This is a genomic window from Ancylobacter sp. IITR112 (genome assembly GCF_041415945.1).
Taxonomy (GTDB): domain Bacteria; phylum Pseudomonadota; class Alphaproteobacteria; order Rhizobiales; family Xanthobacteraceae; genus Ancylobacter.
Genome location: NZ_JBGCUS010000001.1, coordinates 552,854 through 576,015 on the forward strand (window position 1 = coordinate 552,854; position 23,162 = coordinate 576,015).

The following is a 23,162-nucleotide window of genomic DNA, read 5'->3' on the forward strand; positions in this document are numbered from 1 at the left end:
CCGGGTCAAGCCCGGCCATGAGGGTCTCATTGGTGTCTACCGCCGGCGGGCACCGCCGAGCACGTTGCGCAGAATGGCCTTGGTCACCTCATTCGTGACCTGCCGCGTCACCTGGTTGACCATGCGCTCGCCCATGCTCATGCCGCCGCGCGGGCCGCGCCGGAACAGGCCCCCAAGCGTGTCCGCCAGCCAGCCGCCGCTTTGCGCCTCGGCTTCCGATGGCGCGGGCGCGCCCCCGGGCGCGGTCGCCTGCTCGGCGCGCTTCGCCAGTATTTCATAGGCGGATTCGCGGTCGAGCGTCTCGTCATAGGCGTGGCGCACCGGGCTCCGGGCGAGGGCGACCTGACGCAGTTCCGGGGTGATGGGGCCGACGCGGGCGGCGGGCGGGGCGATAAGCGTGCGCGCGACCATGGATGGGGTGCCGTTGCCCTCCAGCATCGAGACCAGCGCCTCGCCCTTGCCGAGCTGGGTGATGACCTCGGCGGTGTTCAGCTTCGGGTTGGGGCGGAAGGTGTCGGCCGCCGCCTTCACCGCCTTCTGGTCGCGCGGGGTGAAGGCGCGCAGCGCGTGCTGCACGCGGTTGCCAAGCTGGGCGAGCACGCTGTCGGGTATGTCGAGCGGGTTCTGGGTGACGAAATACACGCCCACCCCCTTGGAGCGGATAAGCCGCACCACCTGTTCCACCTTCTGCAGCAGTGCCTTCGGCGCCCCGTCGAACAGAAGATGTGCCTCGTCGAAGAAGAACACCACGCGCGGCTTGTCGGGGTCGCCGATCTCGGGAAGCTCCTCGAACAGCTCGGAGAGCAGCCACAGCAGGAAGGAAGCGTAAAGCCGGGGCGATCCCATCAGCTTGTCGGCGGCGAGTAGCGAGATGGTGCCGTATCCCGAGCGCGGCTCCACCCGCATCAGGTCGGTGATCTTCAGCGCCGGCTCGCCGAAGAATTTGTCGGCGCCCTGATTTTCCAGCACCAGCAGCGCGCGCTGGATGGCGCCGACGGTCGCGGGCGAGACATTGCCATAGGTGGTGGTGAGCTTGGCCGCGTTCTCCGCCACGAAGGCCAGCATCGCCCGCAGATCCTTGAGGTCAAGCAGCAGCAGGCCCTGCTCGTCGGCGATGCGGAACACGACGTTCAGCACGCCTTCCTGCACGTCGTTGAGGTCCAGGAGCCGCGCCAGCAGCAGCGGCCCCATTTCCGAGACGGTGGCGCGGACCGGGTGGCCCTGCTCGCCGAACAGGTCCCAGAAGATCACCGGAAATTCGTCCGGCACATAGTCGATGCCGATCTCGGCGCAACGCTTGACGATCCAGTCCTGGCCCTCGCCGGGCATGCCGATGCCGGAGAGGTCGCCCTTGATGTCGGCGGCGAAGACCGGGACGCCGGCACGGGAAAAGCCCTCCGCCAGCGTCTGCAGCGTCACCGTCTTGCCGGTGCCGGTGGCGCCGGTGGCGAGGCCGTGGCGGTTGGCGAGCTTCAGCGCGAGATATTCGGCCTTGCCGCCATCGTCGCCCGTGCTTTGGCCGACGAAGATCTTGCCGTCAGTGTCACCGGACATGGCCGTCTCCTGCGCACGCTCGCCTTGCTCCTTTAGAGCGCAGGCAGGGGCCGTTCGGCAAGCGTGGCGAAGGCCGGGGAGGGTAAGGGTGTCGCTGGGCAGCATCGGCGGTTGCCTTCGCCGCTTGCCTTAGCCGCTTGCCTTCGCCGCCCTGTCGCGCGATGTGAACGTGAAACGCCAAACTGTGGACGCTCATGGCCGCTCTTGCTCCGCCCACCCAACGCTGTCTCGATGCGCGCGGCCGCCGGCTCGATTATGCCGGCCGCACGCTGGTGATGGGAATTCTCAACGTGACGCCCGATTCCTTCTCCGATGGCGGGCGCAGTGCCGCGCTCGACGACGCCGTGGCCAATGCCCGCCGGCTGGTGGCGGAGGGGGCGGATATTCTCGACATTGGCGGCGAGTCGACGCGGCCCGGCCACACGCCGGTGCCGGCGGAGGAAGAGCTGCGCCGGGTGCTGCCGGCGGTGGAGGCCCTGGCGGGCCTGAACGTGCCGCTGTCCATCGACACGCAGAAGGCGACGGTCGCAGAGGCGGCGCTGAAGGCCGGGGCCTGTATTCTCAACGACATATGGGGGCTGATGGGCGATCCCGACATGGCCCGCGTCGCCGCCGCCTATGATGCCGGCGTGGTGGCGATGCACAACCGCGCGAACGTGGATCCCGCAGTCGACATCGTCGCCGACATTCTCGGCTTTTTCGAGCAGTCGCTGGAGCGGGCGGCGCGCGCCGGCATCCGGCCCGAGCGGATGGCGCTCGATCCCGGCATCGGCTTCGGCAAGACGTTCGAGCAGAATCTCAAGGCGCTGGCTTCGCTGGAGACCTTCGCGCGGCTCGGCTTTCCCCTCCTGCTCGGCACCTCGCGCAAATCGCTGATCGGCAAGGTGATCGAGGCGACGCCGGCCGAGCGCCTGCCGGGCACCATCGCCTCCAATGTGCTGGGCATCCGCGCCGGCTGCGCCCTCATCCGCGTGCATGATGTCGCCGCCCATGTGCAGGCGGCGCGGGTGACGGAGGCGATACTCCATGCCTCCTAAGCCGACACCCGACTTTTTCGTCCGCCGGCCGCGCAAGGTGGAGAAGGCGGTCGCCTATCTCTGTCTCGGCTCCAATCTCGGCGACCGCGCCGGCACCATGGCGAAGGCGGTGGGGCTGATCGCCCGCGCGGGGTTGAAGATCATCGCCCGCTCCTCGCTCTACGAGACCCCGCCCTGGGGGCCGGTGCCGCAGGGGCCCTATCTCAACATGGTGGTGGCGGTGGAAACCGAGCTTGCCGCACGGGAACTGCTCAACCTGCTGCTCGGCGTTGAGCACGCCTTCGGGCGTGACCGCACGCGCGAGGTGCGCTTTGGGCCGCGCAAAATCGACATCGACATATTGCTCTATGGCGAGGAGGTGATCGCCGAGCCGGATCTCGAAATTCCGCATCCGCGCATGATGGAGCGGGCCTTCGCGCTGATCCCGCTGAGCGAGCTGGCGCCCGACCTGAAGGTCGGCGGTGTCGCGGTGTCGGCGGCGCTGGCCGGGCTGGACCGCAGCGGCATCGTCAGGGTCGAGCCGCAGCCGGCGAGCGAGTGCGAGGCGCCCTGAGCGACGCGAAAGACGCGAAGGGCGGCGGATCGCTCCGCCGCCCGCTCGTCCGTCGCGCCTTGGAAGGGAAGGCCGCTCAGCGGCACACCTCGACATCGCGGTAATAGGGCTGGCCCCAGCTATTGTAGAGCGTGCGGGTCTCCATCCAGCAGCTCGGGCGGTAATAGTTGTTCGCGGCGCCGGCGGCGATCGCACCGACGGCCAGGCCGCCAATGATGCCGGCGGCGATGGCGGCGCCGTTATTGTTGCGGCGGGGTGCGTAATAATAGCCGGGGGCGCGCCAGCCCGGACCGCGCCAGCCGGGACCGGGACGGCCCCAGCCATAGCCGGGGCCCGGCCCGCCCCAGCCGGGGCCGCGCCAGCCATCGGCGGCGGCGGGAACAGCGGCGAGGAGAGTGGTGCCGGCGAGGGCGAGGGCGACAAGCTTGCTGGTCTTGGTGATGCCGGTCATGGCGTAGTCCTCGGATGGCCGGGCCGCATCGGCCCTTGATGCACACACCCTAGCCAGCGTCGGCCGAACCCAATCTGAACCCGCTGTTGCGAAAGGTTCATCAAACTGAACGCATTCCACTTCAGGCGTTCATCTGCCATTCATTCGGGAAACGCAGGAGCCCACTTTGCCCGACTATGACAAGGAAGGCCTCGTTTCCGCCTGGACGTTCGACGGCAATGGCGGAGCGCGACGGATCGACTGGGACGAAATCGCCGCAGGCGCGCCCTCGGGCGAGCGCTTCCAGTGGATCAATCTGCAACTCCTCGAAAATCGTCACGGCCGCAACACCTGGCTCGACCTGCATAGCGGCGTCGATCCCTCCATCGTCGAATCCCTGGTGGCGGCGGAGACGCGCCCGCGCTGCGCCCTGTTCGACAATGGTGCCTTCCTCAATCTGCGCGGCATCAACCTGATGCCCTATTCGCTGCCGGACGAGATGCACTCCATCCGCTTCTGGGTGGAGCCGCACCGCATCATCTCGGTGCGGCGAAAGGTGCTGTCGGCGGTGGGCGATTTCGAGGACGCGATCCTGCGTGGGCGGGCGCCGCGCACGCCGGGGGAATTCGTCGCCGATCTGTCCATGCGTCTCGTCGACCGCATGGACACGGTGATCACCGCGCTGGCCGAGCAGGCGGACGAGCTGGAAGAGCAGGTGCTGAGCGCCACCCTGTCCAATCTCAGCCCCAAGGTCTCGGAGGTGCGGCGCGTCGCCATCATCCTGCGTCGCTACATCGCCCCGCAGCGGGAGGCGCTGAACCATTTCTCGCTGGAAGACGCCGAATGGCTCTCGCCGCGCGACCGCAACCGTCTGCGCGAGGCGGCGGACCGGGTGACGCGCTTCGCCGAGGAACTGGATTCGGTGCGCGACCGTGCCGCCGTCATCTATGACCAGATGGTGGAACGGCGCGCCGAGCAGATGAACCGCTCCATGCTGGTGCTGGCGGCGGTGACGGTGATCTTCGCGCCGCTGACGCTGATCACCGGCCTGATGGGCATGAATGTGGAAGGCATTCCCGGCGCACAGGACCCCAACGGCTTCTGGGCCGTGACCCTGCTCGCCGCCGCGCTCGGCGTCGGGCTGGTGGCGTGGCTGCGGATGATCCGCTGGCTGTAGACCCTTCCCGTTGCAGGGCAGGCGCATACATTGACGAATGGCGGGCCGCGACCAGTGCCGGCCCCGGAGGGATGTGCCATGCGCAGGAAAGCGATTGCGGCAGCGGCGGGCCTCGCCGCGCTGATGCTGGGGGCGGCGGGCGGTGTGGCCGACGCCTATGAGTTCACCGGGACCTTCCCGGGCGGCGACTGCCGCAAGATGGCGGCGGCGACCCCGCCGGCGCAACTCTGGTACGGCCATTTCACCGGCCGGCGGCAGGCGCCGTGGAACTATGATTTCATCGAGGGCCGCACGGTCGAGGGCTGCTTCCGCAGCAAGGCGGAATGCGAGAACTGGCTCTATCAGTGGCGCTCGGCCTGGCAGTTCAATTTCTGGAACGACTATTGCGTCAAGGGCTGGCCGCCCAGGACCCGTCCGTCCGGGCCGCGCACGGAAGTCCCCTTCGGCCAATAGCCGCCCATGAAAAAAGGCGCCGTCGGCTGGCGACGGCGCCCGATTTTCGCGCGCGAGGGCCGGTCAGACGGCCTTGGAATAGAGCTCGGCGACGTAGTCCCAGTTCACCAGGTTCTCGACGAACGCCTTGAGATAGTCCGGGCGGCGGTTGCGGTAGTCGATGTAGTAGGAGTGCTCCCACACGTCGCAGCCGAGGATCGGGGTGGCGCCGTGCACCAGCGGGCTCTCGCCATTGGCGGTCTTCATGACGACGATCTTGCCGTCCTTGACCGCGAGCCAGTTCCAGCCCGAGCCGAACTGGGTGACGCCGGCCTGGATGAAGTCTTCCTTCATCTTCTCGACCGAGCCGAGATCCTCGACGATCTTCTTCTCAAGCTCGCCGGGAAGGGCGCCACCGCCATTCGGCTTCATCCAGTTCCAGAAATGCAGGTGGTTGAAGTGCTGGCCGGCATTGTTGAACAGGCCGGCATTCTTGCCGAAGGAACCCTTGACGATCTCTTCCAGCGACTGGCCTTCCCACTCGGTGCCCTTCAGCAGGTTGTTGCCGTTGTTCACATAGGCGAGGTGGTGCTTGTCGTGGTGATATTCGAGCGTCTCGCGCGACATGTAGGGGGCGAGAGCATCGTAGGAGTAGGGAAGCTCGGGAAGCGTGAAGGACATGGAATCTGTCTCCGCAGAAATGAAATCCGGCCGCGCCGCCTCGGCGCCCCTTGCGGGTGCGCAGGCACCGTGAAAGATCGGCACCGACTAGATAGGGCGCGGCGCGGCAGGCGACAACCAAAAGCGTCGCGCGCGGCCGAATTCTTCGCCACCCCACCGGCGCCGCGCCCGAGCGGCGAACAATTGCGCTGCCGGCTTTCGCTAAAGCTGTACTGCACGTAAGGTCTCGTACAAGAAGGGCCGACGGCGAATCGGTCCGGCGGAGTTTCTTCATGGGTGCAGCAGTCATCGGAATCGGCGCGGCTCTGGCCGTGCTCGGTCTTGTCTTCGGCCTGATCGGCTTCGGTTCCGCGGAGACGACTTCCGGCGCGGGCCTGATGATGGTCGGCAGCTCGGTTTTTGTCGGCGGTCTTCTGATGGTCGCCCTCGGCTTCATTCTGCGGATCTTGAGCGACATTGCCGACAAGCTGGAAGGGGCGGTGCATTTCGAGCCGCTGGAGGATGAGCATCCCGCCGGGCGTGTCGAGGTGGCGGCGGCGCTCGCGGCCGAGGCGGTGGTCCCGCCTGCGCCGGCTTATGAGGAGGCGGCCCCGGTGCGGGCGCCACAGGAGCTTGCACCGCTCGACCTCGCCGATACGCGCGAGCCCCCCGCCTGGTTCGGCCGCAAGCGCGCCGCCGCGCCGCCGCGCGCGGCCGAGGCGGCCTTCGAGCCGGCGCCGGTGATCGCACCTGAACCGGCTTTCGCGGGCGATGGCGAGCCCGATTTCGAGCGGGAGGCCGAGCCCTTGCCGCCGTTCCGCTCGCCTCTGCCCGGCGCCGCGCGGCCGGAAGGCCGGCGCCTGGAGACGGCGCGGGCCGAACCCCCGCCGGCGGAGGCACCGCGCCAAGAACCGCCGCGTCACGAGGCGCCGCGTTTCGACGCCCCCCGCGTCGATACTGCCCACACCGAGCCGCGCGGTGAGCCGGTGCGTCCCGAACCGACGCGCCCCGAGCCCCCGCGTGCCGAGCCCCTGCGTGCCGAGCCCCCGCACGCTGAGCCTCAGCGGGCCGAGCCGGAGCCAGCCGAGCCGCCGCGTCGCGAATTGCCGGGCTTCCTGCGCGGGACAGGTGCCGCGCATCCCGCGGAGCGTCCCGCGCCCGCTGCCGCCGTCGAGGAGCTTCCGCCCGCCCTCGTGCGCGAACCGTACCTGGCCAGGCCCGAACCCGAGCCGGAGAGCGCGCCGTCCGGCTTCCTCCGCGACACCGATCTGCTGGCAGAGGAACCCGCGCCCGCCGAGCCTTCCGTGACCGTGCTCAAATCCGGCACGATTGGCGGCATGAGCTACACGCTCTATTCGGATGGCTCGATCGAGGCCGACCTGCCTGACGGCGTGCTGCGCTTCGCCTCGCTGCAGGCTCTGCGCGACCATGTCGCCGGCAGCGTGGCCCGCGATTGAACGGACCGGCCCCCGGATGCGTAAAGGGCGCCCGCGGGCGCCCTTTTCTTTGCCGGGGCGCGCGCCTCAACGCCCGGCCGTGGCGAGGGCGAAAGCGTAGATCATCGCCGTTTCCTCCAGCCGGTCGAAGCGGCCGGCGGCGCCGCCATGGCCGGCTTCCATATTGGTGCGCAGCAGCAGCGGGCGTTCGTCGGTCTTGGTTGCCCGCAGCTTCGCCACCCATTTCGCCGGTTCCCAATAGGTCACGCGCGGATCGGTCAGCCCGGCCAGCGCGAAGATGGCGGGGTAGTCCTGCGCCGTCACATTGTCGTAGGGCGAATAGGCGCGGATGGTGGCGAACGCCTCAGCGTCGGCGATCGGGTTGCCCCATTCCGGCCATTCCGGCGGAGTGAGCGGCAGCGTGTCGTCGAGCATGGTGTTGAGCACGTCGACGAAGGGCACTTCCGCGACGATGCCGGCGAACAGGTCGGGCCGCACATTCGCCACCGCCCCCATCAGCATGCCGCCGGCCGAGCCGCCATGGGCGACGATGCGGTCGGGGGCGACGATCTTCTCGGCGATCAGATGTTTGGCGGCGGCGATGAAGTCACTGAACGTGTTGGTCTTCTTCGCAAGCTTGCCCTCGCGGTACCAGCGCCAGCCCTTCTCCGTCCCGCCGCGTATATGGGCTATGGCGAAGACGAAGCCGCGATCCACGAGCGACAGGCGTGAGGTGGAGAAGGCCGCGGGAATGGCGATGCCATAGGCGCCATAGCCATAGAGCAGGCAGGGGGCGCTGCCGTCGAGCGGGGTGCCGGCGGCATAGAGCAGCGAGACGGGAATGAGCTCGCCATCGGGCGCGGGCGCCATCAGCCGCCGGGTGACATAGCGCGCGGGGTCATGGCCCGAAGGCACGTCCTGACGCTTGCGCAGCACGCGGGCGCGGCTCGCCACGTCATAGTCCCACACCTCGGAGGGCGTGGTCATGGAGGAATAGGTGAAGCGGATTTCCGTCTTGTCGAAGCCGAAGCCGGGGTCGAAGCCGAGCGAATAGGCCTCTTCGGCGAAGGCGATGGCGTGCTCGCTGCCATCGCTCAGCGCCCGTACCACGAGGCGGGGCAAGCCGTCCTCGCGCTCCAGCCGGATGAGGTGCGCGCGCAGCACACAGACCGAGAGCAGCAGGCGCCCCGGCTTGTGCGGCACCAGATCGCGCCAATTGGCGCGGCGGGGGGCATCGAGCGGGGTCACGACGATCTTGAAGTCCTCGGCCCCGTCGGCATTGGTCTCGATGACGAGGCTTTCCACGCCATGGAGCGCGGGATGGTGCTCCACCCCGTAGCGCAGGCCCGGTGAGCGCGGCTCCACCAGAACGGGAGCGTCGAGCGGAGCGTCGAGGTCGAGCAGCCAGACCTCGCTGGTGTCGTGGTCGCCGCAGGAGATCAGGCCGAAGCGGCGCGACTGGGTGTGGCCGAGCGAGACGAAGAAGCCCTTGTCCGGCTCCTCATAGACCAGCACGTCCTCTGCGGGGTCGGTGCCGAGCCGGTGGCGGTAGACGAAGCTCGGACGGTGCTCGGCGTCGCGGCGGATGTAGAAGAGATAGGCGCCATCCGCGCTCCACAGCACGTCGCCCGTGGTTTCGGTGACGCGATCGGGTAGGTCGGTGCCGGCCTCGATGTCGCGGATGCGCAGCGTGTAATATTCCGAGCCGGCCTCGTCGGCGGTCCAGGCATAGAGCTGGTGGTCGGGCGACTGGCGGGCGTCGCCGAACTGGAAATAGGCCTTGCCTTCCGCCAGCGCGTCGCCGTCGAGCAGCACGGCCTCCCCGGCGATGGCGCCGGCCGGGCGGCGGCAGATGAGCGGATGCTGGCCGCCTTCGCGGAAGCGGGTGAAATAGGCGAAGGGACCATCCGTCGATGGCACGGACGAATCATCCTCCTTGATGCGCCCGCGCATTTCCTTGACCAGTTGGCGGCGCAGTTCGGCATGCGGCGCCAGCCACGCCTCGGCGGCGGTGTTCTCGGCGTCCAGCCAGTCGCGTATGTCGGCGGCGAGAAGCGCCGGGTCGCGCATCACCTCGCGCCAGTTGTCGGCCCTCAGCCAGGCATAGGGGTCGCTCAGCGTCTGGCCGTGGAACTGGCGCACCAGCGGCGGATGGTCGGCCGCGGGGCGCGGCGTCGTGTCCTGGCTCACCCGCGCGTTCCTCCGCCTGCGTCATCCGCCTCGAAAGAGAGCGCGACACCATTGATGCAGAAGCGCTGGCGCGTGGGGGGCGGGCCATCGGGGAAGACATGGCCGAGATGCGCGTCACAACTGGCGCAGCGCACCTCGATGCGGTGCATGCCGTAGGAATGGTCGTGATAGTCGGCGACCGCCCCGGCATCGACCGGCTGGAAGAAGCTCGGCCAGCCCGTGCCCGATTCGAACTTGGCGTTGGAACGGAACAGCGGCGCCTCGCAGCACACGCAGCGGTAGAGGCCGGGCTCCTTCTGCGACAGGTGGGGACCGCTGAAGGCGCATTCCGTGCCGTGGCCACGGGTGACGCGGTACTGCTCGGGGGTGAGCTGGGCGCGCCACTCCGCGTCCGACTTCACCACACGGGGACGGCGGGAGATCTGGTCCATGGCAAAATCCTTGAGGTTTTCCGAAGAGATAATGGCCCAGGTCGACAGCGGCAAGTGTTCTCATCCGTCACGAAGTGTTCTCATTCTTCACGAAGTTTTGCCCTCGGGATCGCCGGCGGCGGCGGCGCTTCGCCGCAGGCTTTCGTTTCCGCTCAGCTTTGGCGGCGGGGGAACAGTCTCGTCGGTGCCGCCTGTTGCACAGCTCTTTGCGGCGGGAGACGCTTGAAAGACCTTGTTATCCCACCGTTTCAAGTCTATCTGTAGCTGTAGCGTTGCCGCTCGCGCGAATACGTGAGGTGGTCACGTATTTTGACGTACAGTGAAGGGCCGGCGGGCCCATCCGGGAAACGCACGAGAATTCCGTAACTTGAATTGAAGAATGTGTCATGAGCGATATCAACGACGCCGACAGCTATATCGAACTCGCCGCCGATATCGTCTCGGCTTATGTGAGCAATAATGCCGTTTCGGCCAGTGAACTCGTCACCCTCCTTGCGGAAGTGCACGGCGCGCTGCAGCGTGTCGACAAGGGCGAGGCCGAGGTGGTGGTCGAACCGCTCAAGCCTGCGGTGCCGCCGAAAAAGTCGGTGATGCCCGATTACATCGTGTGTCTGGAAGACGGCAAGAAGTTCAAGTCGCTCAAGCGGCACCTGCGGACGCAGTACAACCTCACGCCCGAGGCCTATCGCGAGAAATGGGGCCTGCCGGCCGACTATCCCATGGTTGCGCCCAACTATGCCGCCGCCCGCTCGGCGCTGGCGAAGGAGATGGGCCTCGGCCAGCAGCGCCGGCGCAGCGCCGCCGGCTGAGCCGCCGCCGCCCGGCGGCAACTCGAAACGATGGAAAGGCCGTCACCCCCGGTGGCGGCCTTTTTCGTTGCCGGCCGCCGCTCCGGCACGCGACACCGCCTCGGCCTCGGCGAGAAGCCGCGCCAGCGCGGCGTGGCGCGCCGGGTCATAGCCCATGCCAGAGCGTGCGGCCCTCCGCTCCGCCCGTAGCAGGCGGTGCAGCGTGGCGCCGGCCTCGTCCGCCGCCGGACCGAGAAACGGCCGCAGCGCTGCCGTGCGCCGGGCGATGATCTCCTCGCGCTCCTCACTGCGGGCGGCGCGGATGCGGCGGGCGGGGCGGTGCGTCGACAAGGGGCCGGGCGGGGCAGGGTCTTTCATGGCGCGGTTCATCCGGAAGCTCGCAGGAAGGGGCGAGTATCGCGGGTCGGAAGCGCGGTGCGGATAAAATTCCTAGTTCAGGAACGGCGCGACAGTGGCCGGGACTCGAACCGGTCCGACTGTTACGTCCGTTTTTCATTCGCGACGTTCGTGTTTTGTTCTTGTCAATCATTCGTTCCGAGATTAGGCTTTAATTCCTTGATCGGAGAATCCCATGGCTGACCCTTCCTCCCTTTCCCGCGCGGTGCGGCCGGCGGCCGAGCCGTGTCTGCTCGTTGCCCGGCTGGCGGCGGATGCCACCGCCATCCCGCTGCCGCACCTGCTGCATCCGCGCCGCCTCGACCGGCGCTCCGCCTCCGCCCGTGCGCTGGCCATGTATCTCGCCCATGTCGGGCTCGGCCTGCCGATGAGCCGGGTCGCCGCCGGCTTCGGCCGCCACCGCTCCACCGTCGCCCATGCCTGCCGCCGGATCGAGGAGCGGCGCGAGAGTGCCGGCTGGGACCGCTGGGTCGCCGCGCTGGAAGACGACGCGCGGCGGCTGCTGCCTGCGGCACCCGGCGCCGCTCCGCAGGGAGGAGGCGCCCATGGCTGAGCGCCGTATCGACCATGTGGAGGTGGAGATCGAGGGCGAGCGTCGGATGGTCGCCGTCGATCTCGAGGAAAGCCCGCTCGGCTGGTTGGCGCGCCGGCGCGGACGTGATGGCCGATGCTTCATCGCGCCGCTGCAGCTTCTGGCGGGGGAACGGCTGCGGGCCGATTTCACCCGCGCCGGCATGGCGCCGCGCGTCACCGCCAATTGGGAGGCGGCGACACGGACCGACCGGGCCGGCGCCGGCGCCGGGCTCAACGCCTCGGAAGCGATGCTCGCCGCCCGCCAGCGGCTGGCGCGGGCGATGGACGCGGTGGGGCCGGAATTCGCCGGCCTGCTGCTGGATGTGTGCGGCTTCCTCAAAGGGCTCGAACAGGTGGAGCAGGAGCGCGGCTGGCCCGCGCGGACCGCCAAGGTGGTGCTGGCGCTGGGGCTCGACCGGCTCGCGCGCCATTACGGGCTGAGTGCGGCCGCGCAGGGCCCGAGCCGCGCCCGTCTCCGCGCATGGAGGGCGCCGGACAGCGCCGGCGCCGATTAGGGCTGCTGCGTCCCCTGCAGCGCCGCCCGCGCATCGGCGCGGATGCGCTCGACCATGGAGCGTACGCCATTGGAACGCTGCGGGCTCAGGTGGTCCTTGAGGCCGATGCGCGCGAACACATTGGCGGGGTCTGCGGCGACGATCTCGTGGGCCGGACGGTCGGAATAGAAAGCCAGCAGCAGGGCGACGAGGCCGCGCACGATATGAGCGTCGGAATCGCCCTGCAGCACCAGGCGCGGGTCATGGGCGTCGCCGGTGACATCGCTCACCAGCCAGACCTGGCTGGCGCAGCCCTGCACCTTCGACTGCTCGCTGCGCCGCTCCTCCGGGAAGGGTGGCAGGGCGCGCCCCAGTTCGATGAGGTAGCGATAGCGGTCGTCCCAATTGTCGAGAAGTTCGAAATCCTCGACGATGCTGTCGATTCTGGATGTCATTCAGTGCCTCGTGCGCCCGCATATAGGGGCGCGCCGGCAGGGAACGCAATGGCGCCGGCGCGGAGATACTCTCAGGCCGGGCGCTTGGGCGGCAGCGGCACGCCGCCGGGCGTGGCGGGCGATGCCGGAACAGCGGTCGGCGGCGAGGCTGTCGGTGCCGCTCCCGCCGCGCCGGTGCGCTCGGCCGTTTCGCCCGGGGCCAGGCGCGGGCCCTGCCAGGCGGGGCTGAGATCATGGGTGGTCAGCGTGTCGCCGGAGCGCGTGCCGGTGGCGCGGGCTGCCGCCTTGCGCTTTTCCTCGACGATCTGATCGGAGAGATAACCGAGCGCGAAGCGCGCCCCGGCTTCCGCCCGCTGACCGATCAGTTCGATCAGGCTGGCGCCGATGGCGCAGGCCTGAGGCTGACGGGCACAGAAGCCGCCGGCATCCGCCGCCGCCGCGCTGGCGGCCGAGAGCGCGTCGAAGGCGCTCACCTTCGGCTCGCTGCCTCCGGTGGCGCCGACCGCCGCCGGCACCTCCGAGGGGCTGTTGGAAGCCGGGCCGCCGATTACGGTCGGCAGCAGCAGAAAAACGACAGTGAGCCAGAAGGCGACGCGCAGCAGAAAGAACATGGGTCGTCTCGCGGTAGTCCTCAAGCGCGCAGGATAACGCCTGCGGGTTGCCCAAGCTGTGTCGAAAAACCGCAAAATCGCCCGATATCGGAAAGCCGATGTTAAGCACGCGGTGGGCTTTTAGGGTTCGCTTAAACCCCCGCATGGCACTGTCTGCCGACAGCGCCGCGTGCCCTTCGATTCGGAATTCCAGAACACGGTTCCATGCCCCGTTCCTATGCCAGCGATCTTCTGGTGGACGACATCGACCTCGATGGCGAGCGCGTCGCGGGGCGCCCCTACCGCCAGGGGCGGCGGCGCTCGGACCTGTTCATGCTCGTCCTCGCCGCCGGCGCCAGCGCCGCCGTGCTGTTCAACGCGCTGGCGCTGCAGCAGGGCCGTCCCGGTCCGCTGACACGCGGCGGCACGCCGGGCCTCGCCGCACCCGATATTCGCCAGGTGGAAACGCCGCGCGCCACCCAGAGCATGCCGCCGGTGATCCCGCCCGCGCCCGCCGCCGCCCCTGCAGCGGCGCCCGCCGCTGCGCTGCCGCTGGACACGGCCCCGGTGCCGGCGCCCGTACCGCCCTCCAAGCCCAACGCGCCGCGCGCGGCCGCCGCCGCTCCCCCGGCCAGCGTCGCTGCACCGTTGGCGCCGAAAGCCGCCGCGCCGGCGGGTGAATTGCTGCCGCCCGGCGATGTGCCGGTGTCGCCGCGCGTGATGGACATCCAGAAGGCGCTGGCGCGGCTCGGCTACGGCCCGATCCGCATTGACGGCATTTTCGGCGCCGCCACGGAAGAGGCGATCCAGCGCTTCGAGCGTGACCGCCGCCTGCCGGTGACGGGGCAGATGTCCGACCGCGTCATCCGCGAACTCACCGCCGTTTCCGGCTTCACCATCCGGTAGCCCCGCATGCGGCTGAAAAGCGCGATCTTCGTATCCGCCCTGCTGCGCCGCGCCAATGGCGCCGGCGCCTTCGCCGCCGTGCGCCGGCGCGGGGCGGAAGAGGCGGGCGCGGTGTTCGTGATCGTGGCGACGCAGGATGGCCGGGCCGCGCTGTACGGCCCGGCGCTGCCCTCGCTGGACGCGGCGGCGGCTGAAGACGACGGGGTGCGGCGCTTCACCCTTCTGGTGCCGCCCGGCAGTCCCGAGAGCGAGGCGGAGGCGCGGATGGCGCGCGAGGCGCGCTATGATTCCGATCTCTGGCTGGTGGAAATCGAAGACCGCGCCGGCCGTTGCTTTCTCGATCTCGCCTCGGATTAGCCGCCGTCGCTAGCTGCTGCGCTGGCGGTTCTCCGTGACGGAGGGGCTCGTCGCCGGGGCGGCATGGGGCTGGTTGAAGCTGCGCATCGAGGGCGCGTCTTCCGCCCGCTCGCGCGCCACCCGGCGCTCGGCGCGCCAGGAGGCGACCAGATGCTGGGCGCTGGCGAGGGGCAGCTCGTCGAACATTTCCGCCAGCCGCGCCATCTCCCCGGCCGAACGTCCGGCCACCGGGTGCAGCCGGAACAGTACGCGCGAGAGGATGGCGAAAGACAGGCCGAGGGCGCGGGCGACCACGGCGAGCGCCTGGCCGGTTTCCTCCGCAACGATCCGAGCGGCGTTCGCCGGCGTCACGGCGAGCGCGCGCTCCATCAGCGCGGCGAGGGCGGCGCTGTCCTTGGCCTTGGCGGCGTCGAGCAGCGCGTCGATGAAGGCGGCCGGCGCCGCCGCCGGGCGTTCGGCCAGCGGCAGCGGCGGCAGGGTGACGAGGCGGGCGATGAGGGCGGCACGCTCCTCCGGGCCGGCGCGGAAGAAGTCCGGCACCGCCGGCGGGGCGGGCTCGGCGGGCTCGGCGGGTTTGCCCGAGATGGCGGCGGGCGCGGGGCCGATTGTTGCTGCGTCAGCGTCCGGCCCGTCCTCGGCAGACGCCGGGGTGGGGCCAGCGCTGCGGCGATGGATGAGTTCGGCGAGTCGCTTGGCCAGCGCCGGCGTCACCTCGCGCCGGGCCGCCATGGCGGCGAGATGGGCGGGGCCGAGCTGCTCGGCGAGTTCCGTGAGGTCCTTGTCGTCCAGCGCCGGCGACAGGCGCAGGATCGGCCCTGCGAGCGAGAGCGGGCCGGCGGCGAGATGGCGGGCGAGCGCGCGCGGTAGCCCCGGATGCGCCGCGATTTCGCGCACATGGCGGGCGGCGAGCGCGAGGTCGACACTCTCGATCAGGCGGATGGCGAGGGTGGTGAACCGGGTTTCCGCCGCCTCGTTCAGAAGCGGCTGGCGCAGGAATTCGCGCATCAGAAGCCGCAGCATCGCCGGCCGGGTGTCCTGGAGGGGACGGCGCGCCGGATCATGCGGGAGGATGGGGCCGGAACCGGACAGGGAGGGCATGGAGGCGGACAGCTCGCATTTGGCACGTCGCACCGCCGATCGGGGGTGCGCAACCAAACTAGCTCCCGAATGTTAGAAAGCCGTTAACCATGGTTGTTCCGTACTGAGCCTATGCCGTTTGGCGGGACAGGGGAGGGCGCGATGGGTGCCTTAGTGCCGTTTCCGACATGCAGGGCGCACGCACAGCCGGCCGGGGGGCGCGTCATGCCCGACAGCCCGGCCGAGGTGATCATTCTTCCGGTGGTGCAGTATGTGCGCCCCGCGCCGCCACCGTCGGTGACGGTGGCCGGCGCAACGCGCGATCCACGCTAGGGGACCCGGCGTCAGGCGGCGGGTCCGCAATTCGCAAGCTGCATGCGCGCGCGAACCTCGTCGCGCGCGCTGCGTTCGCGCACGAGGGCGCGGATGAGCACGATACCCTCGTCGCTCGGCGATTCCACGATCAGCCGGTCGGCGGCCGTCACCTCGTCATCCTCCGGCAGCGCCGCGCGCTGCTTGGCGTTCATCAGGTCGAGCTCGATGATGGAGCGCCCCGCCGAGCGGTCATTGATCGCGTAAAAGGGCAGGCCGTAGCGGGTGTAGAAGGATACCGAGGTGTAATCCTCGGTCGTCGGCACCCGCACCTTGAGTGGACCGGCGGCGAGATCATAAAGGCAAACCGCCGAGATGAAGGCGGGATCGCTCGCCGGTAGCACGGCGCCGAGCTCGGACGGGTCGTCGATCGGCTCGACCTCATTGGGGCCGGCTGCGGCCGCGAGGCGCGCATAAGCGTCGCGTTCGGCGAGATAGGGCAGCATCAGCACCGCAGCGAGATGCACGATAAGGCCCAGCACAAGGCCGGCCAGGGCGGCGAGGATGAAACGGCTCATCGGCGCAGGCTCATGAGCTGCGCTCCCAGGGGCAGCGCTCGGTGGTGATGCGCGGCATCTCCGGCGCGTCGCTGGTGCGGTTGGCGAGGCCGACGGAGGTGTCGTAGAGGCGGAAGGTGAGGATGAGCCGGTCGCGCGCGCCGGTCGGCAGCCAGTTGCCGGCCTGGGCGCGCGGCCCGAGCGCCACGTCCAGCGTGCCGTCGCGGTTCCACACCACCTCGGCGCTGGTGAAGCCGGTGCGCCGGGCGGCATTGTCGATCAGCCGGCCCTGCGCATCGGTGAGGGTGAGGGTCCAGAAGCGCGCCTGCGGCAGGCTGCCGGCGACGCGGATGTCGCAGCGCCCGTCGAGCGGCCGGCCGGTCGAATCGGTGGAGGCGACGAAGGCGATGCCGTCCGCCAGTTCCAGCGGCAACTCGCCGGCGCGGGCGAGCGCGGCGCGGGCATAGGGGTCGGCCGTTTCCGTGCCGGCGCGCGGCCAGGTCTCCCAGGGGCCCGAACGCACCAGTCCCGGCCCGTAGCCATTGACCGTGGTGATCCAGGTCAGGCCGAGCCCGACGACGGTGCCGATGGCCAGGATCAGGAGGAACAGCAGGGAGCGCACGGGCGGAAGCTCTCCGGTGGAGCGGGCGCCCATGGATGGGCGCTTGCGGGAGGAAGGTCAATCGCGGCGGATCAGTTGTTTCCCACGAGGCTGGCGCCGGTAGCGGGGGCGATGCCCGCGGTGGGCCGGCGCGGCGGCGCAGCGGCGGCCGCGCCGAGGCGCTCGGACAGTTCCATCAGTCGCGCGGCCGAGGCCGGCGAGAGGGTGACGGGCCGCTGGACGCCGTCGATCTGGAGCGCCGAGGCCTGCGCCGCCGCGCCGTCCAGCGCGGGCGCCGGCTGGTTGCCGAGGCCGGGGGTCGGCTTCAGCTCGATGCCCTGATGGGCGAAGGCCATCACCTTCTGCCAGGTCATCGCCGGCAGCGAGCCGCCGGTCATCTTGCGGGTGGACTGGTAGTCGTCATTGCCGAACCAGATGGCGCCGACATAATTGCCGGTGAAGCCGACGAACCAGGCGTCGCGATAAGCGTTTGTCGTGCCGGTCTTGCCCGAGACCTTGGTGCCGGGGATCATGGCGCGCCGGCCGGTGCCGTTTTCCACCACGCTGTTCAGCATCGGGTTGATCATGGCGATGATGTCCGGCGGGATGATCTCCTTCGGCGTCGGCCCGTTCTCGGCGAAGCTCCAAACCGGGTCGCCATTGGGCGTGCGCATCTCGACCACGGCGTGCGCGTCGACGGAATAGCCGCCATTGGCGAAGACGGAATAGGCGGTGGCCATGTCCACCACCGTCACCTCGGCGGCGCCGAGGGGGAGGGCGCGGGTGATCTTGAGCTCGGTCTTGAGCCCCATGGAATGGGCGAGATCGACGATGCGCCCGCGGCCGATATTCTCGGCGAGCTTCACCGCCACCGTGTTCAGCGAGCGGGTGAGGGCATTGATGAGGGTGATGGAGCCGGCATAGGAGCGGCCGTAATTCTGCGGGCACCAGTTGCCGATGCAGATCGGCCCGTCGACGACGATGGTGCTGGGCTTGTACTTCCCCGTCATCAGCGCCGCCGTATAGACGAAGGGCTTGAACGACGAGCCGGGCTGGCGCAGCGCGTCGGTGGCGCGGTTGAACTGGCTCTCGCCATAGTCGCGCCCGCCGACCATGGCGCGCACCGCGCCGTTCGGCTCCATCACCACCATGGCCGACTGCTTGGCGCCATAGTCCTTACCGAACTGGCGCAGGCTGTCGCGGATGGCGGTGTCGGCGGCCTTCTGGATGTTGGGATCGAGCGCGGTGCGCACGATGAAGGAGCGTTCGGCATAGGTCTTGGGCAACGTCTCGACGATCTGCTTCACCTGGTCGAAGGCGTAGTCGAGATAATATTCGGGCAGGTCGTCCTGCTTGCGGTCGACCGGCGTCGCCGGGTTGCGGCGGGCGCCGAACACCTGGCCTTCTGTCATGAAGCCGGCATCGACGAGATTGTCGAGCACCACGCTGGCGCGCCCGCGCGCCGCCGGCAGATTGATGTGGGGGGCGAATTTCGACGGCGCCTTGAACAGGCCGGCCAGCATCGCGGCCTCGGCGAGGTTCACGTCGCGCGCCGATTTGCCGAAATAATACTGCGCCGCCGCGTCCACGCCGAAGGCGCCGCCGCCCATATAGGCGCGGTCGAGATAGAGCTTGAGGATCTGGTTCTTGGTGAGGTGGAATTCCAGCCACAACGCCAGGAAGGCTTCCTTGATCTTGCGCTCCAGCGTGCGCTCATTCGACAGGAACAGGTTCTTGGCCAGCTGCTGTGTGAGCGAGGAGCCGCCCTGCACCACGCCGCCGGCGCGCGCATTGGAGAGCACGGCGCGGAAGGTGCCGGGAATGTCGATGCCGAAATGCTCGTAGAAGCGCCGGTCCTCGGTGGCGAGCACGGCCTTGATGAGGTGGTCCGGGAATTCTTCCAGGGGCACCGTGTCGTTGTGGCGGATGCCGCGCTCGCCGATCGTGTTGCCGTAGCGGTCGAGGAAGGTGACGGACAGCTCGGCGCGCTTGAGCCAGTCGTCCGAGGTTTCCTGGAAGGCCGGGACGGCGAGCGCCAGCATCAGCACCGCGCCGACCGCGCCCCAGGTCATCGCCTCCGAGCCGAGCGAAATGGCGAGGCGGGCGGGGCCCTGCACATTGAAGCGTTCGGTGAAGGCGACGAAGCTGTCCCAGCCAGAGCGCAGATTCACGCCGCCGGAATAGATCGTCGAATCGATCCACGAATCGACGGCCAACAGCACATGGCGCAGCCGCCGGCCAAATGCCGATGGCGGCCGCCGGCCGGAAGCGGGTTCCCGTGCCGTCGGCGGCGGGGGATCATTGGACGGTGTGTCGTTCAAACCCATGCTCCAGCGGCGCCAGCGCGCCCCGCCTGCTGTTATAGCCGAGCCCTTGCCGCGCGACGAGGGCAGCATCAAGGCTCGCCACGGCGCGGCGGCGACGTTATCTAAGGAGTGATTGCCGGTTCGTGAAGCGCGGCCCGGCGCCCGAGGCTGCGGAAAATCCCCGACTCATGCACGACGATTCCACCACCCTCGCGGAGGTGCCGTTCTGGCGCCGCAAAACCCTTGACGAGCTGACCGCCGAGGAATGGGAGAGTCTGTGCGACGGCTGCGGGCGCTGCTGCCTCGTCAAGCTGCAGGATGAGGATACCGACGCGATCGCCTATACCGACATTGGCTGCCAGCTTCTCGACGATTTCAACTGCCGCTGCCGCAACTACCCCGAACGCCAGAAGCATGTGCCCGACTGCGTGCGGCTGACGCCGGAGACGGTGCGCGAGCTGGACTGGCTGCCGCCCTCCTGCGGCTACCGGCTGGTGAAGGAAGGGCGCGACCTCTATTGGTGGCACCATCTGGTCTCGGGCGACCGTGAGACCGTTCATGCGGCGGGTGTCTCGGTGCGCGGCAAGGTGGCGGCGCTGGAAGACGAATTGCCGCTGGAGGACTATGTCGACCACATGGTCCGCTGGCCGCTGCGCCTGCCGCGCGGGGCGATGCGGCGCAAGGCGAAGGACGCGTAGGCTCTGATCAGGCGTTGATCGGCGGTTGGCCCCATTGAAAGCTATTTCCATACTCGGCCACACTTGCTGTGGCGCCTAGAGCGGACTCAGTGAATCGATAAATGAATATGGTTCGAGAGGTGTTATTGTATCCGAATACATCGTCAAACTTGATCGCGACGTATATGTAAAATGCGCCCGTTCCATCAATGAATCTCTCGTATTCTTCTTCGGTAAAAGGCTTTAACCTACGAATCTCAGTAGAGGCGGATGCGCCTGATGCGAGTCCTGCGGTATTTTCTCGGCGACCAACAATAAACTGCGAGTGGTCAGGGCTTTGTGGAAGGTCGCCGAAGATAATTGAGCCTCTCACGTTAACCGGCTGGGCCGGAGTGGCGCCGCTATTGTGGAAACCTACACGCGCCCATGGTTTCTTTCCAACGGCGATGTCGTGCAAAATGCAGTATTGGGCCGAGACGTAGGCCCTGACCTGAGCCTCTCCAATTCGCTTGGTCACCTCAACCGATTTTATGGCGGCATCGCTCCCTTTTTCGGCTTGAAGGACAGCGTCGCGAGTGGACTTGAGCGTTTTTTGAAGCAACACCACAGCTAGGACGCTGACGAAGAGAGCAAGTAAGCCCGTAGCCGCCATTCCCCATTGCGCCAACCCTTCACCCAAATAGAGATAGTCGGCGTTGGCAGGGAGCGTTGGCGCGCCGGCGAACACCTCCGCGAGCTGTGCGGAGGATTTTTCGGTCAATGTTTGGGCAGCGGCAGTCTGTCTCGCTGTGTTTTCGCGCGCCCCCTCTTGGGCTAGCGCGCTACAGGAAACGGCTATTCCAACTGCAATTGCCGTGAGCCGATGGCGGATAAGCATCGCGGTAGGAATGCTTTTAAAAGAATGGGCGTCAAGGGCACCGTTCTCTGACGTTTGATCTCCTTGCGTCAACGCCAACCATTGCAGGCCCGGGAAGACGGATCAGGCTGAACCCGCCACCCCCTTCCTCACATCGCCAGCACGCTCCGGTCCACCTGCTCGATGTCCTTGACGCCGGTGAGCGCCATGGACACGTCGAGCTCCTTACGGATGATCTCGATTGCCTGGGCAACGCCCGCCCGCCCGCCGGCGGCGAGCGACCACAGGAACGCCTTGCCCATCAGGCAGCCCTGCGCGCCCAGAGCGCGGGCCTTGAGAATGTCCTGGCCGGACTGCACGCCGCCGTCGAACCAGATCTCGCTCTTCCCGCCGCCAATGGCGTCCACGATCTTCGGCAGCGCCTTGATCGAGGAAACCGCGCCATCGAGCTGGCGCCCGCCATGGTTCGACACCACGATGGCGTCGGCTCCGGTGGCGGCGGCGATCTTGGCGTCCTCGACATCGAGCACGCCCTTGAGGATGAGTTTGCCCGGCCAGATGGAGCGCACCCATTCGACATCCTTCCACGACAGGGAGGGATCGAACTGGCCGGCGATCCACTGCGAGAGGGTGGAGAGGCTGTCGCTCTCCTGCCGCACGGCGAGATTGCCGAAGGAGTGGCGCTTGCCCATCAGCACGCTGGCGATCCAGCGCGGCTTGGTGGCGATGTCGAGCGCATTGGCCAGCGTCAGCTTCGGCGGCACGGCGAGGCCGTTCTTGATGTCCATGTGGCGCTGGCCCTGAATCTGCAGATCAAGGGTCAGCACTAGCGCCGAGCATTTCGCCGCTTTCGCCCGTTCGATCAGCGATTCCGAGAATTTGCGGTCGCGCATCACATAGAGCTGGAACCAGAACGGCTTGTCGACCGCGCCGGCCACATCCTCGATCGAGCAGATCGACATGGTGGAGAGGGTGAAGGGAATGCCCGCCGCCTGCGCCGCGCGGCAGCCATGGATTTCGCCGTCGCCATGGAACAGGCCGGTGAGGCCGGTGGGAGCGATGGCGAGCGGCAGTGCCACCTTCTCGCCGATCATGGTGGTGGCGGTGGAGCGGTCGGACACGTCGATCATCACCCGCTGGCGCAGCGGGATGGCGGCGAGGTCCGCCTTGTTGGCGCGCAGCGTCGCCTCGTCATAGGAGCCGCGGTCGGCATAATGGAAGATGGCGCGGGGCACCTTGCGCATCGCGATGGCGCGAAGGTCCTGGATGTTGGTCACAGTGACCATTGGCGGTCTTCCCCTGGGATCATGGCCGGAACGATTGATATACCGGTTCCGGCCGGCGTTACATCATCTCGCCATGGCGGAAGCCGCGCCTCCCGCGGCTGCCGGCCCTGCCGAACGCGCCATGGTGTGGCGTTGGTAAAGTTAATTTACCATGCAAGTCAACTCCCGCCGCGCAGGGACGCTTGCGTGCCGGCGCGTCTTGGCGCAGCAAGCGGGGGCTGAGACGAGAGGGAGACGTGCCGTGGAACGGTTGCGCACACCGAAGCTGGCGGAGGCGATTGCCGAGCATATCGAGCGGCTGATCCTGGAAGGCGTGCTACGGCCGGGCGAGAAGCTGGCCAGCGAGCGCGACCTCGCCGAGCGGCTCGACGTGTCCCGTCCCTCGCTGCGCGACGCGCTGGCGCTTCTGGAACAGCGCGGCCTGCTGGCGACCAGCCGCGAAGGCACGCGCGTGACCGAATTCCTCGCCGGGCTGACCGATCCGCTGGCCGGGCTGCTGCAATCCAACGAGCAGGTGACGGCGGATTATTTCGAGTACCGCACCGCGGTGGAACGGCTGGCGGCGGGTCTCGCGGCGGTGCGCGCCACCGCGCCCGAGCGGCAGGCGATCCGAGAATGTCTCAACGAGATGCAGGCAGCCCATGCCGCCGCCGATCCCGATCGCGAGGCGGAGGCCGACATCGTCCTGCACCGGCTGATCTACGCCGCCTCGCACAACCTCGTCATCCTGCATGTCATGCGCGCCTTCTCCGAAATGCTGCGGCGGGACATTTTCTTCAACCGCACCAGCCTTTTCGCCGAGGCCGAATTCCGCGACGCGCTGCTGGCCCAGCATAAGGCGATCGGCGAGGCGGTGGTGGCCGCCGACCCGGATGCGGCGGAGAAGGCGATCCACGACCATCTCAAATTCACCGGTGACACCGTGGCCCGCACCCGCCGCGACGCGGCGCGGGTCGATCTCGCGGTGCGCCGCCTCAACCGTTCGACGCTGCTGTCTGGCTGAAGCGGGT

26 protein-coding genes are annotated in these 23,162 nt (G+C 68.4%); 12 read left to right on the top strand and 14 right to left on the bottom strand.

Features of this window, described 5'->3' with window-relative positions:
- Nucleotides 1-36 precede the first annotated feature (36 nt).
- Complete coding sequence (locus tag AAC979_RS02440; protein WP_371345232.1) at nt 37-1,554, bottom strand: helicase HerA-like domain-containing protein; 1,518 nt, start codon at nt 1,552-1,554, stop codon at nt 37-39.
- Nucleotides 1,555-1,748: 194 nt separating this feature from the next.
- Here AAC979_RS02440 and folP point away from each other — a divergent pair, with 194 nt between their 5' ends.
- A complete protein-coding gene (folP, locus tag AAC979_RS02445; protein ID WP_371345233.1) occupies nt 1,749-2,591 on the top strand; it encodes a dihydropteroate synthase in 843 nt (280 codons plus the stop codon).
- On the top strand, nt 2,581-3,144 hold the full coding sequence (gene folK, locus AAC979_RS02450) for a 2-amino-4-hydroxy-6-hydroxymethyldihydropteridine diphosphokinase (RefSeq protein WP_371345234.1): 564 nt from the start codon (nt 2,581-2,583) through the stop codon (nt 3,142-3,144). Before folP ends, folK begins: the two co-directional genes overlap by 11 nt.
- Before the next feature lie 76 nt (nt 3,145-3,220).
- On the opposite strand, the gene AAC979_RS02455 is transcribed toward folK, so the two are convergent.
- The gene (locus tag AAC979_RS02455) at nt 3,221-3,595 is read right to left on the bottom strand and encodes a hypothetical protein (protein WP_371345235.1); all 375 of its coding nucleotides are present in this window, start codon (nt 3,593-3,595) and stop codon (nt 3,221-3,223) included.
- Nucleotides 3,596-3,761: 166 nt separating this feature from the next.
- Here AAC979_RS02455 and AAC979_RS02460 point away from each other — a divergent pair, with 166 nt between their 5' ends.
- A complete protein-coding gene (locus AAC979_RS02460; RefSeq protein WP_371345236.1) occupies nt 3,762-4,751 on the top strand; it encodes a zinc transporter ZntB in 990 nt (329 codons plus the stop codon).
- Nucleotides 4,752-4,829: 78 nt separating this feature from the next.
- Nucleotides 4,830-5,204, top strand: coding sequence for a hypothetical protein (locus tag AAC979_RS02465; protein ID WP_371345237.1), 375 nt, complete (start codon nt 4,830-4,832; stop codon nt 5,202-5,204).
- A gap of 63 nt (nt 5,205-5,267) precedes the next feature.
- On the opposite strand, the gene AAC979_RS02470 is transcribed toward AAC979_RS02465, so the two are convergent.
- On the bottom strand, nt 5,268-5,864 hold the full coding sequence (locus tag AAC979_RS02470) for a superoxide dismutase (protein ID WP_371345238.1): 597 nt from the start codon (nt 5,862-5,864) through the stop codon (nt 5,268-5,270).
- Between the two features lie 272 nt (nt 5,865-6,136).
- Between AAC979_RS02470 and AAC979_RS02475 the strand changes: the two genes are divergently transcribed.
- Nucleotides 6,137-7,300, top strand: a complete 1,164-nt coding sequence (locus AAC979_RS02475) for a hypothetical protein (RefSeq protein ID WP_371345239.1) — start codon at nt 6,137-6,139, stop codon at nt 7,298-7,300.
- 66 nt (nt 7,301-7,366) lie between these two features.
- Here AAC979_RS02475 and AAC979_RS02480 read toward each other — a convergent pair whose 3' ends face one another.
- The gene (locus tag AAC979_RS02480; RefSeq protein ID WP_371345240.1) at nt 7,367-9,469 is read right to left on the bottom strand and encodes a S9 family peptidase; all 2,103 of its coding nucleotides are present in this window, start codon (nt 9,467-9,469) and stop codon (nt 7,367-7,369) included.
- Entirely contained in the window at nt 9,466-9,900 is a 435-nt protein-coding gene (msrB, locus tag AAC979_RS02485) for a peptide-methionine (R)-S-oxide reductase MsrB (protein ID WP_371345241.1), read from the bottom strand. The genes AAC979_RS02480 and msrB overlap by 4 nt, the downstream gene beginning before the upstream one ends.
- A 386-nt stretch (nt 9,901-10,286) precedes the next feature.
- Here msrB and AAC979_RS02490 point away from each other — a divergent pair, with 386 nt between their 5' ends.
- Nucleotides 10,287-10,709 (top strand): MucR family transcriptional regulator, encoded by a 423-nt coding sequence (locus AAC979_RS02490; RefSeq protein WP_371345242.1) that lies wholly within the window; start codon nt 10,287-10,289, stop codon nt 10,707-10,709.
- Nucleotides 10,710-10,751: 42 nt separating this feature from the next.
- Here the strand turns inward: AAC979_RS02490 and AAC979_RS02495 are convergent, their stop codons facing one another.
- Nucleotides 10,752-11,066, bottom strand: a complete 315-nt coding sequence (locus AAC979_RS02495; protein ID WP_371345243.1) for a hypothetical protein — start codon at nt 11,064-11,066, stop codon at nt 10,752-10,754.
- Between the two features lie 214 nt (nt 11,067-11,280).
- On the opposite strand from AAC979_RS02495, the gene AAC979_RS02500 reads away from it, so the two are divergent.
- The gene (locus AAC979_RS02500; RefSeq protein WP_371345244.1) at nt 11,281-11,658 is read left to right on the top strand and encodes a helix-turn-helix domain-containing protein; all 378 of its coding nucleotides are present in this window, start codon (nt 11,281-11,283) and stop codon (nt 11,656-11,658) included.
- Nucleotides 11,651-12,193: a DUF6456 domain-containing protein gene (locus tag AAC979_RS02505; protein WP_371345245.1), complete on the top strand. Its 543-nt coding sequence runs from the start codon at nt 11,651-11,653 to the stop codon at nt 12,191-12,193. The genes AAC979_RS02500 and AAC979_RS02505 overlap by 8 nt, the downstream gene beginning before the upstream one ends.
- On the opposite strand, the gene AAC979_RS02510 is transcribed toward AAC979_RS02505, so the two are convergent.
- Nucleotides 12,190-12,627: a SufE family protein gene (locus AAC979_RS02510; RefSeq protein ID WP_371345246.1), complete on the bottom strand. Its 438-nt coding sequence runs from the start codon at nt 12,625-12,627 to the stop codon at nt 12,190-12,192. The two genes, AAC979_RS02505 and AAC979_RS02510, sit on opposite strands and share 4 nt — an antisense overlap.
- A 71-nt stretch (nt 12,628-12,698) precedes the next feature.
- Nucleotides 12,699-13,238, bottom strand: coding sequence for a DUF5330 domain-containing protein (locus AAC979_RS02515; protein WP_371345247.1), 540 nt, complete (start codon nt 13,236-13,238; stop codon nt 12,699-12,701).
- Between the two features lie 204 nt (nt 13,239-13,442).
- On the opposite strand from AAC979_RS02515, the gene AAC979_RS02520 reads away from it, so the two are divergent.
- Both AAC979_RS02520 and AAC979_RS02525 read left to right on the top strand, forming a co-directional pair.
- A complete protein-coding gene (locus AAC979_RS02520; RefSeq protein ID WP_371345248.1) occupies nt 13,443-14,123 on the top strand; it encodes a peptidoglycan-binding domain-containing protein in 681 nt (226 codons plus the stop codon).
- A gap of 6 nt (nt 14,124-14,129) precedes the next feature.
- Entirely contained in the window at nt 14,130-14,480 is a 351-nt protein-coding gene (locus tag AAC979_RS02525; RefSeq protein WP_371345249.1) for a DUF1491 family protein, read from the top strand.
- A gap of 9 nt (nt 14,481-14,489) precedes the next feature.
- Here AAC979_RS02525 and AAC979_RS02530 read toward each other — a convergent pair whose 3' ends face one another.
- From AAC979_RS02530 to AAC979_RS02545, 4 genes are all read right to left on the bottom strand, one after another.
- Entirely contained in the window at nt 14,490-15,500 is a 1,011-nt protein-coding gene (locus AAC979_RS02530; protein ID WP_371345250.1) for a DUF2336 domain-containing protein, read from the bottom strand.
- 401 nt (nt 15,501-15,901) lie between these two features.
- Nucleotides 15,902-16,447, bottom strand: a complete 546-nt coding sequence (locus AAC979_RS02535) for a DUF1254 domain-containing protein (RefSeq protein WP_371345251.1) — start codon at nt 16,445-16,447, stop codon at nt 15,902-15,904.
- A gap of 10 nt (nt 16,448-16,457) precedes the next feature.
- Nucleotides 16,458-17,048 (bottom strand): DUF1214 domain-containing protein, encoded by a 591-nt coding sequence (locus tag AAC979_RS02540; RefSeq protein ID WP_371345252.1) that lies wholly within the window; start codon nt 17,046-17,048, stop codon nt 16,458-16,460.
- A 71-nt stretch (nt 17,049-17,119) separates the two neighbouring features.
- Entirely contained in the window at nt 17,120-19,348 is a 2,229-nt protein-coding gene (locus AAC979_RS02545) for a transglycosylase domain-containing protein (RefSeq protein WP_371345253.1), read from the bottom strand.
- A 173-nt stretch (nt 19,349-19,521) separates the two neighbouring features.
- On the opposite strand from AAC979_RS02545, the gene AAC979_RS02550 reads away from it, so the two are divergent.
- Nucleotides 19,522-20,031 carry a YcgN family cysteine cluster protein gene (locus tag AAC979_RS02550; protein ID WP_371345254.1) on the top strand — a complete coding sequence of 170 codons (510 nt, stop codon included), beginning with the start codon at nt 19,522-19,524 and terminating at the stop codon, nt 20,029-20,031.
- A gap of 7 nt (nt 20,032-20,038) precedes the next feature.
- On the opposite strand, the gene AAC979_RS02555 is transcribed toward AAC979_RS02550, so the two are convergent.
- Entirely contained in the window at nt 20,039-20,887 is an 849-nt protein-coding gene (locus tag AAC979_RS02555) for a hypothetical protein (RefSeq protein ID WP_371345255.1), read from the bottom strand.
- A gap of 128 nt (nt 20,888-21,015) precedes the next feature.
- Nucleotides 21,016-22,152 carry an L-lactate dehydrogenase gene (locus AAC979_RS02560; RefSeq protein ID WP_371345256.1) on the bottom strand — a complete coding sequence of 379 codons (1,137 nt, stop codon included), beginning with the start codon at nt 22,150-22,152 and terminating at the stop codon, nt 21,016-21,018.
- Between the two features lie 241 nt (nt 22,153-22,393).
- On the opposite strand from AAC979_RS02560, the gene AAC979_RS02565 reads away from it, so the two are divergent.
- Nucleotides 22,394-23,155: an FCD domain-containing protein gene (locus AAC979_RS02565; protein ID WP_371345257.1), complete on the top strand. Its 762-nt coding sequence runs from the start codon at nt 22,394-22,396 to the stop codon at nt 23,153-23,155.
- Nucleotides 23,156-23,162 lie beyond the last annotated feature (7 nt).